11 protein-coding genes and 1 pseudogene are annotated in these 15546 nt (G+C 56.2%); 3 read left to right on the top strand and 9 right to left on the bottom strand.

The features are described from left to right. Positions 1 to 44: 44 nt before the first annotated feature. Positions 45 to 827, bottom strand: a pseudogene (locus ACI2JR_RS07790) (BamA/TamA family outer membrane protein); the annotation flags it as partial. A 287-nt stretch (positions 828 to 1114) separates the two neighbouring features. Between ACI2JR_RS07790 and ACI2JR_RS07785 the strand changes: the two are divergent. Continuing rightward, positions 1115 to 1471 carry a helix-turn-helix transcriptional regulator gene (locus ACI2JR_RS07785; protein WP_462478270.1) on the top strand — a complete coding sequence of 119 codons (357 nt, stop codon included), beginning with the start codon at positions 1115 to 1117 and terminating at the stop codon, positions 1469 to 1471. Between the two features lie 75 nt (positions 1472 to 1546). On the opposite strand, the gene ACI2JR_RS07780 is transcribed toward ACI2JR_RS07785, so the two are convergent. Beyond that, complete coding sequence (locus ACI2JR_RS07780; RefSeq protein ID WP_462478269.1) at positions 1547 to 3814, bottom strand: TonB-dependent siderophore receptor; 2268 nt, start codon at positions 3812 to 3814, stop codon at positions 1547 to 1549. A 728-nt stretch (positions 3815 to 4542) separates the two neighbouring features. Next, entirely contained in the window at positions 4543 to 5070 is a 528-nt protein-coding gene (ssb1, locus tag ACI2JR_RS07775; protein ID WP_132730295.1) for a single-stranded DNA-binding protein SSB1, read from the bottom strand. 253 nt (positions 5071 to 5323) lie between these two features. Between ssb1 and uvrA the strand changes: the two genes are divergently transcribed. Continuing rightward, positions 5324 to 8149, top strand: a complete 2826-nt coding sequence (gene uvrA, locus ACI2JR_RS07770; RefSeq protein WP_132730297.1) for an excinuclease ABC subunit UvrA — start codon at positions 5324 to 5326, stop codon at positions 8147 to 8149. On the opposite strand, the gene ACI2JR_RS07765 is transcribed toward uvrA, so the two are convergent. The 6 genes from ACI2JR_RS07765 to dnaB all read right to left on the bottom strand — a co-directional run bounded on the left by ACI2JR_RS07765 (position 8150) and on the right by dnaB (position 14215). Then, positions 8150 to 8506 (bottom strand): MmcQ/YjbR family DNA-binding protein, encoded by a 357-nt coding sequence (locus ACI2JR_RS07765; RefSeq protein WP_132730298.1) that lies wholly within the window; start codon positions 8504 to 8506, stop codon positions 8150 to 8152. Between the two features lie 3 nt (positions 8507 to 8509). Beyond that, a complete protein-coding gene (locus tag ACI2JR_RS07760; RefSeq protein ID WP_462478268.1) occupies positions 8510 to 8926 on the bottom strand; it encodes a secondary thiamine-phosphate synthase enzyme YjbQ in 417 nt (138 codons plus the stop codon). Between the two features lie 145 nt (positions 8927 to 9071). Then, entirely contained in the window at positions 9072 to 9785 is a 714-nt protein-coding gene (aphA, locus tag ACI2JR_RS07755; protein WP_462478267.1) for an acid phosphatase AphA, read from the bottom strand. A 284-nt stretch (positions 9786 to 10069) separates the two neighbouring features. Continuing rightward, complete coding sequence (gene tyrB / locus ACI2JR_RS07750; protein ID WP_462478266.1) at positions 10070 to 11263, bottom strand: aromatic amino acid transaminase; 1194 nt, start codon at positions 11261 to 11263, stop codon at positions 10070 to 10072. A 241-nt stretch (positions 11264 to 11504) separates the two neighbouring features. Further along, positions 11505 to 12584 (bottom strand): alanine racemase, encoded by a 1080-nt coding sequence (gene alr, locus ACI2JR_RS07745; RefSeq protein ID WP_132730302.1) that lies wholly within the window; start codon positions 12582 to 12584, stop codon positions 11505 to 11507. Positions 12585 to 12799: 215 nt separating this feature from the next. Continuing rightward, complete coding sequence (gene dnaB, locus ACI2JR_RS07740; RefSeq protein WP_132730303.1) at positions 12800 to 14215, bottom strand: replicative DNA helicase; 1416 nt, start codon at positions 14213 to 14215, stop codon at positions 12800 to 12802. A gap of 63 nt (positions 14216 to 14278) precedes the next feature. On the opposite strand from dnaB, the gene ACI2JR_RS07735 reads away from it, so the two are divergent. Beyond that, a complete protein-coding gene (locus ACI2JR_RS07735) occupies positions 14279 to 15262 on the top strand; it encodes a quinone oxidoreductase (RefSeq protein WP_462478265.1) in 984 nt (327 codons plus the stop codon). Positions 15263 to 15546: the final 284 nt, after the last annotated feature.

The raw sequence follows: 15546 nt of genomic DNA, 5'->3' as shown, positions 1-15546 counted from the left end.
GGCGCGCAGGCCGCAATCAGCCCCATCGCGCCCCTGGCGGGTAGTTACCAGGTTTTGCCGATATTAAACTGAAATTGCTCAGCTTTATCACCAGCATATTTTTTCAATGGCTCGGCCCATGAAAAGACCAGCGGACCCAGCGGTGACATCCATTGTACCGCAATACCTGCCGACATACGGATATGCAGAGGATCGCTATAGTCCGGGATTCCCGCGGCCTCGGTTTGGGCACTGTTTTTCCAGGGCGTGCTCCAGACTGTAGCGGCATCAACAAATAACGACGTGCGCAAACTGTCGGCATATTTATCATTAATAAACGGTGTCGGAACAATAAATTCGCTGTTCAGCACCGCCATCGCATTTCCCCCCAGCGCATCGGAGGAGCTGTCCAGCGGGCAGCCGCTATAGCTGCTTTCAGAACCATTACACCGGTAGTAAGCCGCCTTCGGACCAATCGTATTGGATGAGAAACCGCGCACCGACGTCGAGCCTCCCGCATAAACGTTAGCGTAAAACGGGACGGTTTTGCCATTCAAACCGCCGGCGTAGCCCGCGTTCAGATGCTCCATCCACAGCCAGTTTTTTCCCTCATCAAAAGGTAAATATTGGGTGCTATCGAGGGTGAGTTTGTAATAACTGTTATCGGAACCCGGCACGGTCACTTTCCCGCTCAGGCTGCTTTTATTCCCGGCATAGGGGAGAAACCCGCGGTCGAGATTATTGTAGCTTTACCCCAGGCTGGCAAAGAAATCGTTCGCACGATACTTCGCCCAGCTGTTGCCATCTTTAGTCACGACATCCGGATAGATTCCTCGCGAATTAAGGTAATTCCGGTACCTTTAAAACCCGGGAATAAAATGAAGGGATCTTGAATAAATTATGCAGCGCGAAGGAATAAGTAACCAGCATAACTGAGGCGTCAACCTGGATATTTTCTTCATATTTTCCTCAAATTCATCGCATAGATTATGCGGGGCTTATGGGAACATCAAAGCAAGCCAGGAGTTGTATCTAAAAGCAAAGTAGTGGCGCCTTACCAGGGATGGTGAGGCATTTATCCGATCTCCCGTCGCCATCTCACCCCTGATGGAGGGAGTACAGTCCTGGAACGAACATGAAACAGCGTAAAAATGAGATCCCGCTGGCCGTTCTTGACGCGCTGGTGCGTTGGATCAAAAATAATCTTGAGAAAAAACTTACGGTTAATGCGCTAAGTATGTTCTCCGGCTATTCCGAGTGGCACCTTTTTCGCCTGTTCCGCCAACATCTTAATCTGTCACCAATGGAATACATCAGGCAGCAGCGCATGTTGCTATGTCGGGAGCTATTACAGATCCAACCGGCCTTTCGCATCGTTGATATTTGCGTGATGACCGGATACGAGGATATCAGTGCATTTAATCGTACCTTTAAAAGGTATTATGCGCTCACCCCCACGCAGTTTCGTCAGCGTATCAGCGCCCTGTCCTGATGAGCACCTTTCCAGCCATTGACCTGAGTCGCCGTCAAAAGCCGGGATAGTCAAATATCCCGGCCAGGCACAATATCAGAAATGCGTATTTACGCTGACATAGAAGGTTCGCCCTGATTCATTATAGGTTTCAGTACCAGCGCCGTATAAATAGGCGCCGGTAGTCGCGTTCCCCGTCGTTTGCGCATTCCCGGCGCGATAGTGGCGAATATCAAAGAGATTATCCACCCCGCTGGTCAGGCTCAGGTTTTTGTTAACATCCCAGATCGCACTCAAGCCGACAATGCTGTACGGGCTCACCTCATTGAGTTCGCTGCCGGACACCGCCTCACCTTTGTAATTGAAACGTTTAGGTTTCTGACGTCCGTACCAGGTAAAGGTGCTCTGCAACGAGAGATCGTCGCGCATCTGCCAGCTCAGCGTTGAGTTGAGGGTAAACTGCGGGATGACCGACAGGCGATCGCCGGTGGTCTTATTCTTACTTTGCAGCATCCAGGTCAGGTTATTGCTCCAGTTGACCGTTTCGCTCACCGGCAGGTTCAATGAACCTTCCAGCCCCTCCACCAACGCTTTCGGCACGTTTTCCCACTGATAAATATTAGTGGTGCCGTTGCTGGCCGTACCGACCGCCGAGTATCCGGATTCGATTTTATTGTGATAATCGTTGCGGAAATAAGTCACTCCCGCCTGATAGCCTTCATGCTTGTATTCAAGGCCAATCTCTTTGTTGACGCTGGTTTCCGCTTTCAGGTCGCTATTGCCCATCAGATAGCAGGCAGCGCTGCTGGCGTAGCACCCCTGACCGTTGCTGTAGAGGATGTAGTTAGGGTTGAGCTGATAGAGATTCGGCGCTTTATAGGCGCGGGCGATCCCCAGCTTCAAGGTCCAGTCATCGCTCAGGCCCTGCGACAGATTCAGCGACGGGCTCCAGTTATTGCCCACGATGCTGTGGTGGTCAAAACGCAGCGCCGGCGTCAGCATCGTGCTATCGCTCAGCGCGAGATTATCTTCGCCAAACAGCGAGAAAATTTCGGCGCTGCTGTACGGGCTACGGCCGGTAGCGGAGATGCCGTCGATAGCGCCGTAAGAGAGCGCCTGCGTGGTCGACACGCCATCTTTCATCCGCTGCTGGTTCCACTCGGTACCCAGCGTCAGGTTCTGGTCGACCCCGAAGGTGAACGGGATATTCACTTCGCTATGCAGCAGGACGTCAGCCAGATCGATATCCGAGAACTCACTACTGGAGAAGATGCCCTCCGTGCCCCCAGCCAGCCCCTCATTCATACGCGAGTTACGGGTATGCTCATACTGGGCGTAACTATTACTGGTCACCCCGTTATCCCACCCTCCGGTCCAGGTCAGGCCATAGGTCTGCCGGTAGATTCGGTTGGTCTCTTTGCCATACATACTTTTCACCAGCGTACTGGTGTTGGTGTTCTGCGTATCGCCGGCATAGAGGTTGCCCTGGCGACTGTAGCTGGTTTCAAATTCCAGCGCCTGCATCGGCGCAAATTCCCAGCGCAGCTTGCCATGGATATCTTTGTTGACCACCCCTTCGCGCCCGGCCGGGTAGGAGCCCGCATAGGTACCGGTTCGCGCTGCTTCATGGCCGGAGTTAATATCCTGGGCATCGGCCTGAGTCTTACTCAGGTTCCCCCATAGATTGAAACTCACGCTGTCCGACAGCGGGCCATTCAGGCTGAAGTTGGTACGCTTCGTCGCGCCCTCTTTCCGGTGCTGGGGCGCGTTCATGTAGGTATTCCATGAGCCATGCCATTCATTGTTAACGGGTTTAGTGATGATATTCACCACCCCGCCCATTGCGCCATTGCCATAACGCGCTGCTGCCGGGCCACGGATCACGTCGATGTGATCGATCATCTCCGCCGGTACCCATCCGGTATCGCCACGGGTATCCCGATCGCCTCGCCAGCCATAACGCACCGAGTTGCGGCTGGTCACCGGCTTGCCATCAATCAGTATCAGCGTATTTTCCGGCCCCATGCCGCGGATATCGATTTGCCGGTTATTACCGCGCTGGCCGCTGGTCGAGTTGCCGGTGAGGTTCACCCCCGGCTGGGTACGGATCAGTTCAGAGATATCGCGGGCAGGAGGGTGTTTGCGAATTTCATCGGCGGTGAGCGTCGAAACGCCGGGAGCCTGTAAGTTCTGTTTGGCGGCGGTGACCACCATCGTCTCTTCAGCATGTGTCGAGGCGTCGGCCACATCGGCCTTCTTCGTTTCGTCCGGAGTGCTGCTATCAGCGGCCTGCGCTGGCAACGCCACGCCCCAGATAGCCGCATGAATCAGCACGGCCAGCGAGTAGTGCGAGTATCGTTTCATGAAATATGCCCTGTTTTCTTTTTGCTGTCGGGGCACGCCTCCTTCATCATTCAGCAAAACAGCGGCAATCATTTCCACGCGTACAACTTTATGCCTGGTTTTGGCGTAGCAAAACCCTCCCGATTAATGCCCGGGACAGGAATAAACAACCTTTAGCCAAAATATAAACGCTCACCCTGTTAAAAAACGATAAAAGGCGCGTGTCGCGCTATTCTTAGATAACGTTTTGCGATCGGCATGCAATATGATTATTGTGCCGTGCCACGTTATTAGAAATGAGAGTTATTATCAAGATGAGAATAAATAAATTGTCGCAGCTTTTTAAATATAACAAATAAAACAACAGCATAAGCAATTCATCATGTCGGCGCACCGGAGTATGAATTAATAAAAATAATTGCATACACACAAAAAAATCATTATTTCCACATATTATTTCCACAATTAGTTAAGCATATTTATTTTATTATGCAGAACCTATTGCAGTTCAACAAAAATAGATAATGGTCAAATACGCCATATCCACCACCGCACGCAGGGCCTCATCGCTCCCCGTCAAAGCCCACAATAAACGCCCCCGTTCACGCCGGCGAAGACGCAGACCGCGTCAGCCGCGCGGTGAGGCGACGGAAATCCGCGCCTTCTCGTTGTTGCGCAGCCATAAAAAAGCCCCGCAAAACGGGGCTTTAAATTTATTTATGCCTTAGCCACAGCAGCGAAGGTTGAGCTTAGAACGGGATATCGTCATCGAAATCCATCGGCGGCTCGTTAGAAGGCGCTGCCGGCGCCTGCTGCTGCGGACGAGACTGCGCGCCGCCGCTGAACTGGTTGCCGCCCTGCGGCTGCTGAGGCTGACCCCAACCGCCCTGCTGCTGACCGCCGCCCGCAGCCGGAGCGCCCCCGCCCTGACGGCCGCCCAGCATCTGCATGGTGCCGCCCACGTTCACCACGATCTCAGTGGTGTATTTTTCCGTGCCGGACTGATCGGTCCATTTACGGGTACGCAGCTGGCCTTCAATGTACACCTGAGAGCCTTTACGCAGGTACTCACCCGCGACTTCAGCCAGCTTGCCGAACAGCACAACGCGGTGCCATTCAGTCTGTTCTTTCATTTCGCCGGTCTGCTTATCGCGCCAGGATTCGGAAGTCGCCAGCGTGAAGTTGGCGACTGCGCCGCCACTCGGCATGTAGCGTACTTCCGGGTCCTGCCCCAGATTACCGACGAGAATCACCTTGTTTACGCCTCTGCTGGCCATGATCGAATCTCCTGAATAGGTTTCTTAATAAGTGTAAACCGGTAATTCTAACACCACAAAGGGGCATTTTGATAGCTGCGAGGCAGATTCCAGTAAACATCTTATCGCCCCGGCGTTTTTCATCGCGTACTCCGATTACCGTTCCAATACTGTATATTCAAACAGGTCGGATTGTGCCATAATTAGCCGTTTCCGCCGTTTGTTCTTCTATGCAAACTAGGCAGTCCGTGTATCTACCTACCGGGAAAGGTGAATGGATAAGATCGAAGTTCGGGGCGCCCGCACCCATAATCTCAAAAACATCAACCTCGTCATCCCACGCGACAAACTGATTGTCGTTACCGGGCTGTCAGGATCAGGCAAATCCTCATTGGCTTTCGACACGCTGTATGCCGAAGGACAGCGTCGTTACGTTGAATCACTTTCCGCCTATGCGCGTCAGTTCCTGTCGCTGATGGAGAAACCGGACGTCGATCATATCGAGGGGCTGTCGCCGGCGATTTCCATTGAGCAGAAATCAACGTCCCATAACCCTCGCTCGACGGTCGGTACCATCACCGAGATTCACGACTATCTGCGCCTGCTGTATGCGCGCGTCGGCGAGCCGCGCTGCCCGGACCATGATGTCCCGCTGGCGGCGCAGACCGTCAGCCAGATGGTCGATAACGTGCTCTCCCAGCCGGAAGGCCAGCGCCTGATGCTGCTGGCGCCGATTATTAAAGAGCGCAAGGGGGAGCACAGCAAAACGCTGGAAAATCTGGCCAGCCAGGGCTATATCCGCGCCAGGATCGACGGCGAAGTCTGCGATCTTTCCGATCCGCCGAAGCTGGAACTGCAAAAGAAACACACCATCGAAGTGGTTATCGATCGCTTCAAAGTCCGCGACGATCTGTCTCAGCGTCTGGCCGAGTCGTTCGAAACCGCCCTGGAGCTCTCCGGCGGTACCGCCGTGGTCGCCAATATGGATGATGAAAAAGCGGAAGAGCTGCTGTTCTCCGCCAATTTCGCCTGCCCGATTTGCGGCTACAGCATGCGCGAGCTGGAGCCGCGCCTGTTTTCTTTCAACAACCCGGCGGGCGCCTGCCCGACCTGCGACGGTCTTGGCGTCCAGCAGTACTTCGATCCCGACAGGGTTATCCAGAACGTGGAGCTGTCGCTGGCAGGCGGGGCGATCCGCGGCTGGGATCGCCGTAACTTCTATTATTTCCAGATGTTGAAGTCGCTGGCGGAGCACTATCAGTTTGATATCGAAGCGCCGTGGGGGACCCTCAACGCCGACGTTCAGAAAGTGATCCTCTACGGTTCAGGCAAAGAGAATATTGAATTCAAGTATATGAACGATCGCGGCGACACCTCCGTGCGCCGCCACCCGTTCGAAGGGGTGCTGCATAATATGGAGCGCCGCTACAAAGAGACCGAATCCAGCGCGGTGCGCGAGGAGCTGGCGAAGTTCATCAGCAACCGTCCGTGCACCAGCTGTCACGGGACCCGTCTGCGCCGCGAAGCCCGCCACGTGTTTGTCGAAAACACGCCGCTGCCGACCATCTCTGACATGAGCATTGGCCATGCGATGGACTTCTTCAACAATCTGAAGCTCTCCGGGCAGCGGGCGCAAATCGCCGAAAAAGTACTGAAAGAGATTGGCGATCGCCTGAAATTCCTCGTCAACGTCGGCCTGAATTACCTGACGCTCTCGCGCTCGGCGGAAACGCTCTCCGGGGGGGAAGCCCAGCGTATTCGCCTGGCAAGCCAGATTGGCGCCGGGCTGGTCGGAGTGATGTACGTGCTGGATGAACCTTCTATCGGCCTGCATCAACGCGATAACGAACGTCTGCTCGGTACCCTGGTCCATCTGCGTAACCTGGGCAACACGGTGATCGTCGTCGAGCACGATGAAGACGCTATCCGCGCCGCCGACCACGTGATCGACATCGGTCCGGGGGCCGGGGTACACGGCGGCCAGGTGGTGGCCGAAGGGACGCTGGAGGCGATCATGGCGGTGCCAGAGTCCCTCACCGGGCAGTACATGAGCGGCAAACGTAAGATTGAAGTCCCGCAGCAGCGCGTGCCCGCCGACCCGGAAAAAGTCCTCAAGCTCACCGGCGCCCGCGGCAACAACCTGAAGGATGTGACGCTGACGCTGCCGGTAGGCCTGTTTACCTGTATCACCGGGGTCTCCGGTTCGGGTAAATCGACGCTGATTAACGACACCCTGTTTCCGATTGCCCAGCGTCAGCTCAACGGCGCGACCATCGCTGAACCGGCCCCCTACCGCGATGTACAAGGACTGGAACACTTCGATAAGGTTATTGATATCGACCAGAGCCCCATTGGCCGTACGCCGCGTTCAAACCCGGCCACCTATACCGGCGTCTTCACGCCGGTGCGCGAACTGTTTGCCGGCGTGCCGGAATCACGCTCGCGCGGCTACACGCCCGGGCGTTTCAGCTTTAACGTCCGCGGCGGCCGCTGCGAAGCCTGTCAGGGCGATGGCGTGATTAAAGTCGAAATGCACTTCCTGCCGGATATTTACGTGCCGTGCGACCAGTGCAAAGGCAAGCGCTATAACCGCGAAACGCTGGAGATTAAGTACAAAGGCAAGACCATTCATGAAGTGCTGGATATGACCATCGAAGAAGCGCGTGAGTTCTTCGATGCCGTGCCGGCGCTGGCGCGTAAGCTGCAAACGCTGATGGACGTGGGCCTGACCTATATCCGTCTCGGTCAGTCAGCCACCACTCTCTCCGGCGGCGAGGCCCAGCGCGTGAAGCTGGCGCGTGAGCTGTCGAAGCGTGGCACCGGGCAGACGCTGTATATTCTTGATGAGCCGACCACCGGCCTGCACTTCGCCGATATCCAGCAGCTGCTGGACGTGCTGCACCAGCTGCGCGATCAGGGCAACACCATCGTGGTCATTGAGCATAACCTCGATGTCATCAAAACCGCTGACTGGATTGTGGACCTTGGGCCAGAAGGCGGCAGCGGCGGCGGTGAAATCCTCGTTTCCGGGACGCCAGAGACGGTTGCAGAGTGCGAAGCCTCGCACACCGCGCGCTTCCTCAAACCTTTGCTAAGCTAATCACTGTGAAAGCTGCTGTCGGGTCGGGTCCGACAGCAGCCGTACCGCCTGCTGATAGGAGGCGTCGACCAGGTAGTAAATCTGTGAATCCGGCAAGGAGCCATCAAGAAATACCGTGCTCCAGTGGGCTTTATTCAGATGTCTGCTGGGCCGGACGTCAACGTGCTGTTCGCGCAGCAGTTCGGTAAGCTCCGGGCTGGCTTTCAGTGATACAGCGGGCCGCTTATCCTCCACCTCTTTCACCAACGCAAATAACACGTCCGACACTTTGATTTGCGTGGCTTTCCAGTCGCTATGCACGCTTTGCTCGGCGCCCGGTTTTGCCATGCAGTACAGCAATAACTCCGAAATGGTCATCTGTTATTCCCCCGTGAGCGTCGCGACGATATGCCGCGAACCGCCGTGAATACGATGTTCCCCTAACCAGATCCCTTGCCAGGTCCCCAGCCTGACGCGCCCGTCCTGCACCGGCAGCAGCAGGGATACGCCAAGCATCGACGACTTGATATGCGACGGCATATCATCAGGACCTTCATAATCATGTTCATACGGCGCATGATCCGGCACCGCGTTGAGAAAATACTGATCCATGTCGTAGCGGACGGTCGGATCGCAGTTTTCGTTAAGCGTCAGGGAAGCGGAAGTGTGCTGGAGCAGCAGATGCAACATCCCGACCTTGACGCGCGACAGCGCGTGGAGCTGGCCCAGGATCTCATCGGTCACCAGATGGAAGCCGCGAGATTTTGCGCCTAACGTCAGCGTTTGTTGATGCCACATAAACGACCCCTGTTGCGAATGAATCTTTCTAAGTGTGCAGCAATAAGCAAAAAGGTAAAACCTCCCCACACGCTTTTTTGTACAAAAAAGCGGCAGCCTGATGGCTGCCGCTTTCGCGTCTGACATATTTCAGCAGAAGGTGAAATTAGTATTCGGAATTCACGATCACTTCTTCACCCTGTGCCCCGGCCATCGGCAATGGCTTATATGAGGAGTTTGACGCACGCAAGATGCGGATCACGCGCGCGCCCACCTCTCGAGCGGCGCTGATATCGTTATCTGAATCGCCGTAGAAGACCTTAATATTTTTCTCCTGCAGCCATTGGGTTTTCGTATTCTGCCCCGGCCGATCGCCGGCAAAAATCACCGGATTCATATTCGCGGCCGGGATCAGGAAATCCTCCTGCAGCGTTTTCGATACCGTTTCGGTTTTAGTCTGGCTACGGCCGGTAACGAAGTAAATGCTATCGCCGCGTTTCACGTGCATCGCAATGAGCTGACGCGCCACCTCTTTCGGCATGCTGAATTCGTCCCAGCCGTTGTTCATTTTCTCCCAGAACTCCGGGTTTTTCAGGTAAGCGTCGCTACCGGGAGAGAACGTTTTTTGTCCGCGCCAGAAGCCTGGACTGGAAAACAGAACGGTATCGTCGATATCAAAGCCAACGGCCAGCGGCTGACGCCCTAACAGGCTATTTTCAATTTGCGCCACGGATACCCAGTGAATCGGCGCCTGTTCGGCGAGGAGGGCGACGTTGGTGCCTGGATTCAGCTGTGACGGGGAAGACTCCAGAGCGATTGCTGAGTGATTTAACGTGAAAAGTAAGCAGAAGGCACTCAAGGCCGACGTTATCTTGCGCATATTTTTCCCTTTAAACGTCATCCTGCGAACTGCCGCCCGGCAGGCCACAAGGCGTCCGGACCTGCTGCCGCGATACAGCGCGGATGACTGTGCGTATAAATAGTCGAATCGTTATTATTTTCAATAATGTGGACGCATTATCTTATGCACCATGACCTTAACCCCGCCCCCCGGCGATGCAAAGAATTTTCTGCTCGAATGTCATAGAAAAAGAGAATGATCACACTTCAGGAAGGGAATGGCCCTTTCCGTTAAACCGGAAAGGGCACGGTAGGCACAGGGAATTAGATGACCGCAGAAAACGCCTGCGCAACGCGATGAACGTTACGTGAATTCAGGCCCGCCACGCACATCCGGCCGCTGGAAATCAGATAGACGCCAAACTCCTCACGCAGACGGTCAACCTGCGCGGCGCTGAAACCGGTATAGCTGAACATCCCACGCTGCTTCAGCAGATAGTCGAAATTGACGCCAGGAACCGCGTCCTTCAGGACGTTCACCAGCTCCTGGCGCATGGCCAGAATGCGCGTGCGCATCGCTTCAACCTCCGCCAGCCAGCAGGCTTTCAGCTCAGCGTCATTCAGCACCGCCGCGACAACCTGGGCGCCAAAGTTCGGTGGGCTGGAGTAGTTACGACGAACGGTCGCCTTCAGCTGCCCCAGCACGCGGCTCGCGGTCTCTGAATCTTCGCAAACCACCGACAGGCCGCCAACGCGCTCGCCGTACAGGGAGAAGATTTTCGAGAAGGAGTTGCTGACCAGCATCGGCATACCGGAGCTGGCGATAGTGCGAATCGCGTAAGCATCGTCATCCATTCCCGCCCCAAAGCCCTGATAGGCAATATCGAGGAACGGAATCAGCTTGCGCGCTTTCAGCACGTTAGCCACCGCATCCCACTGCGCATGGCTCAGATCGGCGCCCGTCGGGTTATGGCAGCATGGATGCAGCAGCACGATGTCACCTTCTGGCAACGTCTCCAGCGTCTCCAGCAAGGCGTCAAAACGCACGCCGTTGGTCTCATTATCAAACCAAGGGTAAGTGCGTACTTCGAAGCCAGCCCCTTCAAATATGGCGATGTGGTTTTCCCAGGTCGGGTCACTGACCCACACGCGGGAGCCCGGGAAGTAGCGTTTCAGAAAGTCGGCGCCGACTTTCAATGCGCCGGAACCACCCAGCGTCTGGATAGCGGCTACGCGGTTTTGTATCAGCGCCGGATGTTCGGCACCAAACAACAGCGGCGCAATGGCGCTGCGGTAAGGGTTTAGCCCTTCCATCGGCAGATAGAGAGAAGCGCCGTGCGGCTGAGCGTTAAGGCGCGCCTCCGCTTCCGCTACCGCTTGTAGCTGCGGGATAATCCCGTCTTCGTTGTAATACAGGCCGATGCTAAGGTTTACTTTGTCACTACGCGGATCTTCTTTGAAACGCTCCATCAAGGAGAGGATGGGATCGCCGGCGTAGGCGTCAACTTTCTGAAACACGTGATGTTTCTCCGGATTTACGAGAGGCAGGTCCTGACACAATAAACCGGAAGCAGAAGAAGATCGAGAGGATGTTGCTGGATAGCCGGCGAAGATCGCCCAAATACAGCCCGACCGAGGGCCTTTCCCGGCTCACGACGTCCACACCTTCGTCGGGCTACCGGTACCATCACCGTAGCCCCGTTAAGCATCGCGCCACCGGGGATGTCTCAGCTGCGGCGCGGCAACGGAAAGGCCGCGCTTAATCCACGTACCGCATGGCTACCCGGGACGTCAGGCGTGTAATGAGTTCGTAAGCACTCACTTTCGTTATCGCAGCAATGCGCTCAACGGGCAGCCCCTCTCCCCACAGCACCACCGGGTCGCCGGATTTATCCTGCGCATCCGGTCCAAGGTCGACGCAGATCATATCCATCGCCACGCGCCCGACAATGGGGACTTCCCGGCCATTAACCCGCACCGGGGTACCGGATGGCGCCGCCCGTGGATAGCCGTCGCCATAGCCCATCGCCACCACGCCAAGACGGGTGTTGCGTTCGCTAACCCAGGTACCGCCATAACCTACCGGCTCACCCGCCTTATGCTCGCGTACGGCAATCAGGTTCGAGGTTAGCGACATCACCGGCTGACAGCCAAAATCAGCGCCGGTGGAGGGCGCTTCCAGCGGCGATACGCCGTAGAGAATGATCCCCGGACGCGCCCAGTCAAAATGCGACTGCGGCCACAGCAAAATCCCCCCCGACGCGGCGATGGAACGCAGGCCTGGCTTGCCTTCGGTGAAGGTGGTGAAAATATCCAGCTGGCGTTCGGTCACGCCGCATTCGGGTTCGTCAGCGCGGGCAAAATGGCTGACGACGTTCACCGGCTGACGCACGTTTTTACACTGGCTCAGACGCTGATAGAAGGCCTCCGCCTGCTCCGGCAGCACCCCCAGGCGATGCATCCCGGTATCCAGCTTCATCCAGACGGTAACCGGTTCAGGCAGTTCGGCCTGCTCGAGGGCTGCCAGCTGCTCCGGGCTGTGGACCGCCGTTTGTAGCCGTTGGCTGACAATCACCGGCAGATCGGCGGCATCGAAGAACCCCTCCAGCAACAGAATCGGCTTATCGATACCGCCCGCGCGCAGGCGCAGGGCTTCTTCGAGACGGGCGACGCCAAAGGCATCGGCATCAGGGAGCGTTCGCGCGGTCTCAAGAAGACCGTGTCCGTAAGCGTTCGCTTTCACGACTGCAACCAGTTTGCTGGCAGGCGCCAGTTCACGCAGACGTTGCAGGTTGTGTCGCAGAGCGCGGCGGTTAATGACAACAGTTGCCGCTTGCATTTGAATTCCTTAATTAGAATTAGCGAATCTCCTGAATCATTCGTGTTGCAGGACAAAACGCTCTGGCGTTTTTGAACAGCGCCTGCGCTGGCCCCGAAGGGGCGAGGACGCAGTCCGGGTTACGCGCCAGTCCCGCAAGGCCCCGGGAACTAAACTAAGTGACCGGAGTGAGCGGACGTAGTCAACGCACCTGCAGCGCGAAGGATAACGGAGATTTATTCATCGTCGTACTGTGGTCCCGCATAGTTATCAAACCGCGACCACTGACCATTAAACGTCAGACGTACCGTACCGATTGGCCCGTTACGCTGTTTACCAATAATAATTTCCGCGATGCCTTTTAAGTCACTGTTTTCGTGATACACCTCGTCACGATAGATAAACATGATTAAGTCGGCATCCTGCTCGATGGAGCCTGATTCACGCAGGTCGGAGTTGACCGGGCGTTTATCGGCACGTTGCTCCAGCGAGCGGTTCAGCTGCGACAGCGCGACCACCGGCACCTGAAGTTCTTTTGCCAGCGCCTTCAACGAGCGGGAGATCTCGGCGATCTCCAGCGTACGGTTATCGGAGAGCGACGGCACCCGCATCAGCTGCAGGTAGTCGATCATGATAAGGCCAATACCGCCGTGCTCGCGGGCGATACGCCGCGCGCGGGAGCGCACTTCCGTCGGCGTCAGGCCGGAGGAGTCATCGATATAGATGTTGCGCTTTTCCAGCAGGATACCCATGGTGCCGGAAATCCGCGCCCAGTCTTCATCATCCAGCTGGCCGGTACGAATTCGGGTCTGGTCGACGCGCGACAGCGAGGCCAGAGAACGCATCATAATCTGTTCCGATGGCATCTCGAGGCTGAAGATGAGTACCGGTTTATCCTGCAACATCGCCGCATTTTCAACGAGGTTCATTGCAAAAGTCGTTTTCCCCATCGAAGGACGGGCGGCAACAATAATCAGATCCGACGGCTGTAGACCGGCGGTTTTTTTATTCAGATCGTCATAGCCGGTATTCACCCCGGTGACGCCGTCGTGCGGCTGCTGGAACAGCTGCTCGATACGCGCTACGGTAGCATCGAGAACATCGGCGATATTTTTCGGGCCTTCGTCTTTGTTGGCGCGGCTTTCCGCTATCTTAAAGACGCGCGATTCCGCCAGGTCGAGCAGATCTTCGCTGGTCCGGCCCTGGGGGTCGAAACCCGCTTCGGCGATCTCATTCGCCACCGATATCATCTCGCGCACTACGGCACGTTCACGCACAATATCCGCATAGGCGCTGATGTTCGCCGCGCTGGGCGTGTTTTTAGACAGCTCGGCGAGATAGGCGAACCCGCCGACGCTATCCAGCTGACCTTGACGCTCCAGCGATTCCGCGAGCGTAATCAGGTCAATCGGACTGCCGGTTTCCTGCAGGCGCGCCATTTCGATAAAGATATGGCGGTGTGGACGGGTATAGAAATCTTCCGCAACCACGCGCTCAGCGACGTCGTCCCAGCGTTCGTTGTCCAGCATTAAACCGCCCAACACCGACTGTTCCGCTTCAATCGAGTGCGGCGGTACTTTCAACCCGGCGACCTGCGGGTCGCGTTCACGGGGTTCAGTCTGCGGTTTGTTGAAGGGTTTATTTCCTGCCATATTGAATGGAATTCCCGGTATAGAAATTGGCTCGAAAGGTTACCACATAGTTCAGGAGGAAGCATGGCAACACGTATTGAATTTCACAAGCACGGCGGCCCGGACGTTCTGCAGGTGGTGGAGTTTGTGCCAGCAGATCCGGCGGAAAACGAGATCCAGGTAGAAAATAAAGCGATTGGTATCAACTACATCGATACCTATATCCGCAGCGGCCTCTACCCACCGCCGTCGCTGCCAAGCGGTCTGGGCACCGAAGCGGCGGGCGTGGTGACGAAAGTCGGGCGCGACGTTAAACATATCAAGCCGGGCGATCGCGTCGTCTACGCGCAGTCAGCGCTCGGCGCCTATAGCTCGGTGCATCACGTCAACGCGGATAAGGCCGCGATTTTACCCGACGAGATCTCATTTGAGCAGGCCGCGGCCTCGTTCCTTAAAGGGCTGACGGTCTATTATCTGCTGCGCAAAACCTATGAAATCAAACCCGGCGAACCGTTCCTGTTCCACGCCGCCGCCGGCGGCGTCGGGCTGATCGCCTGCCAGTGGGCGAAGGCGCTGGGCGCAAAACTGATCGGCACCGTCGGCAGCGCGCAAAAAGCCCAGAGGGCGACGCAGGCCGGCGCCTGGCAGGTGATCAACTATCGTGAAGAGAATATCGCTGAGCGCTTAAGAGAGATTACCGATGGGAAAAAAGTCCATGTGGTCTATGACTCGGTGGGCAAAGATACCTGGGAAGCCTCTCTCGATTGCCTGCAGCGTCGGGGGCTGATGGTCAGCTTCGGCAACTCTTCCGGCCCGGTGATCGGCGTGAATCTCGGGATCCTCAACCAGAAAGGGTCGCTGTACGTCACTCGCCCTTCTCTGCAAGGCTATATCACCAACCGCGAAGAGCTGGCGGAGGCCAGTCGCGAGCTGTTTTCATTGATCGCCAGCGGCGTGATTAACGTCGATGTGGCCGAAAGCCAGAAATATGCCCTGAGCGATGCCCGCCGCGCCCATGAGGTTCTCGAAAGTCGCGCTACCGAAGGCTCAAGCCTGCTGCTGCCGTAATAGCAAAACGTCCTGCCGTTTGTGATATGACGGGAAGCCCTCCCTAAATAATTCGGGCTACAGGAAGGCGGCAAGATAACGAATCCCCGGGAGCTTACTCCAGTAAGTGACCGGGGTGAGTTAACGTAGCCAACGCACCTGTAGTCTGAAGTATGACGGGAAGCCCTCCCTAAATAATTCGGGCTACGGGAAGGCGGCAAGATAACGAATCCCCGGGAGCTTACTCCAGTAAGTGACCGGGGTGAGTTAACGTAGCCAACGCACCTGTAGTCTGAAGTATGACG

The organism is Klebsiella sp. NPDC088457 (genome assembly GCF_044900465.1).
Lineage (GTDB): Bacteria > Pseudomonadota > Gammaproteobacteria > Enterobacterales > Enterobacteriaceae > Klebsiella.
This window is presented reverse-complemented; position numbering and strand designations above follow the sequence as displayed.

Coding starts and splice junctions, on each gene's coding strand:
- ACI2JR_RS07780 (WP_462478269.1), bottom strand. CDS start 3,814: ATGAAACGATACTCGCACTACTCGCTGGCCGTGCTGATTCATGCGGCT.
- ACI2JR_RS07785 (WP_462478270.1), top strand. CDS start 1,115: ATGAAACAGCGTAAAAATGAGATCCCGCTGGCCGTTCTTGACGCGCTG.
- ACI2JR_RS07760 (WP_462478268.1), bottom strand. CDS start 8,926: ATGTGGCATCAACAAACGCTGACGTTAGGCGCAAAATCTCGCGGCTTC.
- aphA (WP_462478267.1), bottom strand. CDS start 9,785: ATGCGCAAGATAACGTCGGCCTTGAGTGCCTTCTGCTTACTTTTCACG.
- ACI2JR_RS07735 (WP_462478265.1), top strand. CDS start 14,279: ATGGCAACACGTATTGAATTTCACAAGCACGGCGGCCCGGACGTTCTG.
- ACI2JR_RS07765 (WP_132730298.1), bottom strand. CDS start 8,506: ATGACCATTTCGGAGTTATTGCTGTACTGCATGGCAAAACCGGGCGCC.
- alr (WP_132730302.1), bottom strand. CDS start 12,584: ATGCAAGCGGCAACTGTTGTCATTAACCGCCGCGCTCTGCGACACAAC.
- ssb1 (WP_132730295.1), bottom strand. CDS start 5,070: ATGGCCAGCAGAGGCGTAAACAAGGTGATTCTCGTCGGTAATCTGGGG.
- uvrA (WP_132730297.1), top strand. CDS start 5,324: ATGGATAAGATCGAAGTTCGGGGCGCCCGCACCCATAATCTCAAAAAC.
- dnaB (WP_132730303.1), bottom strand. CDS start 14,215: ATGGCAGGAAATAAACCCTTCAACAAACCGCAGACTGAACCCCGTGAA.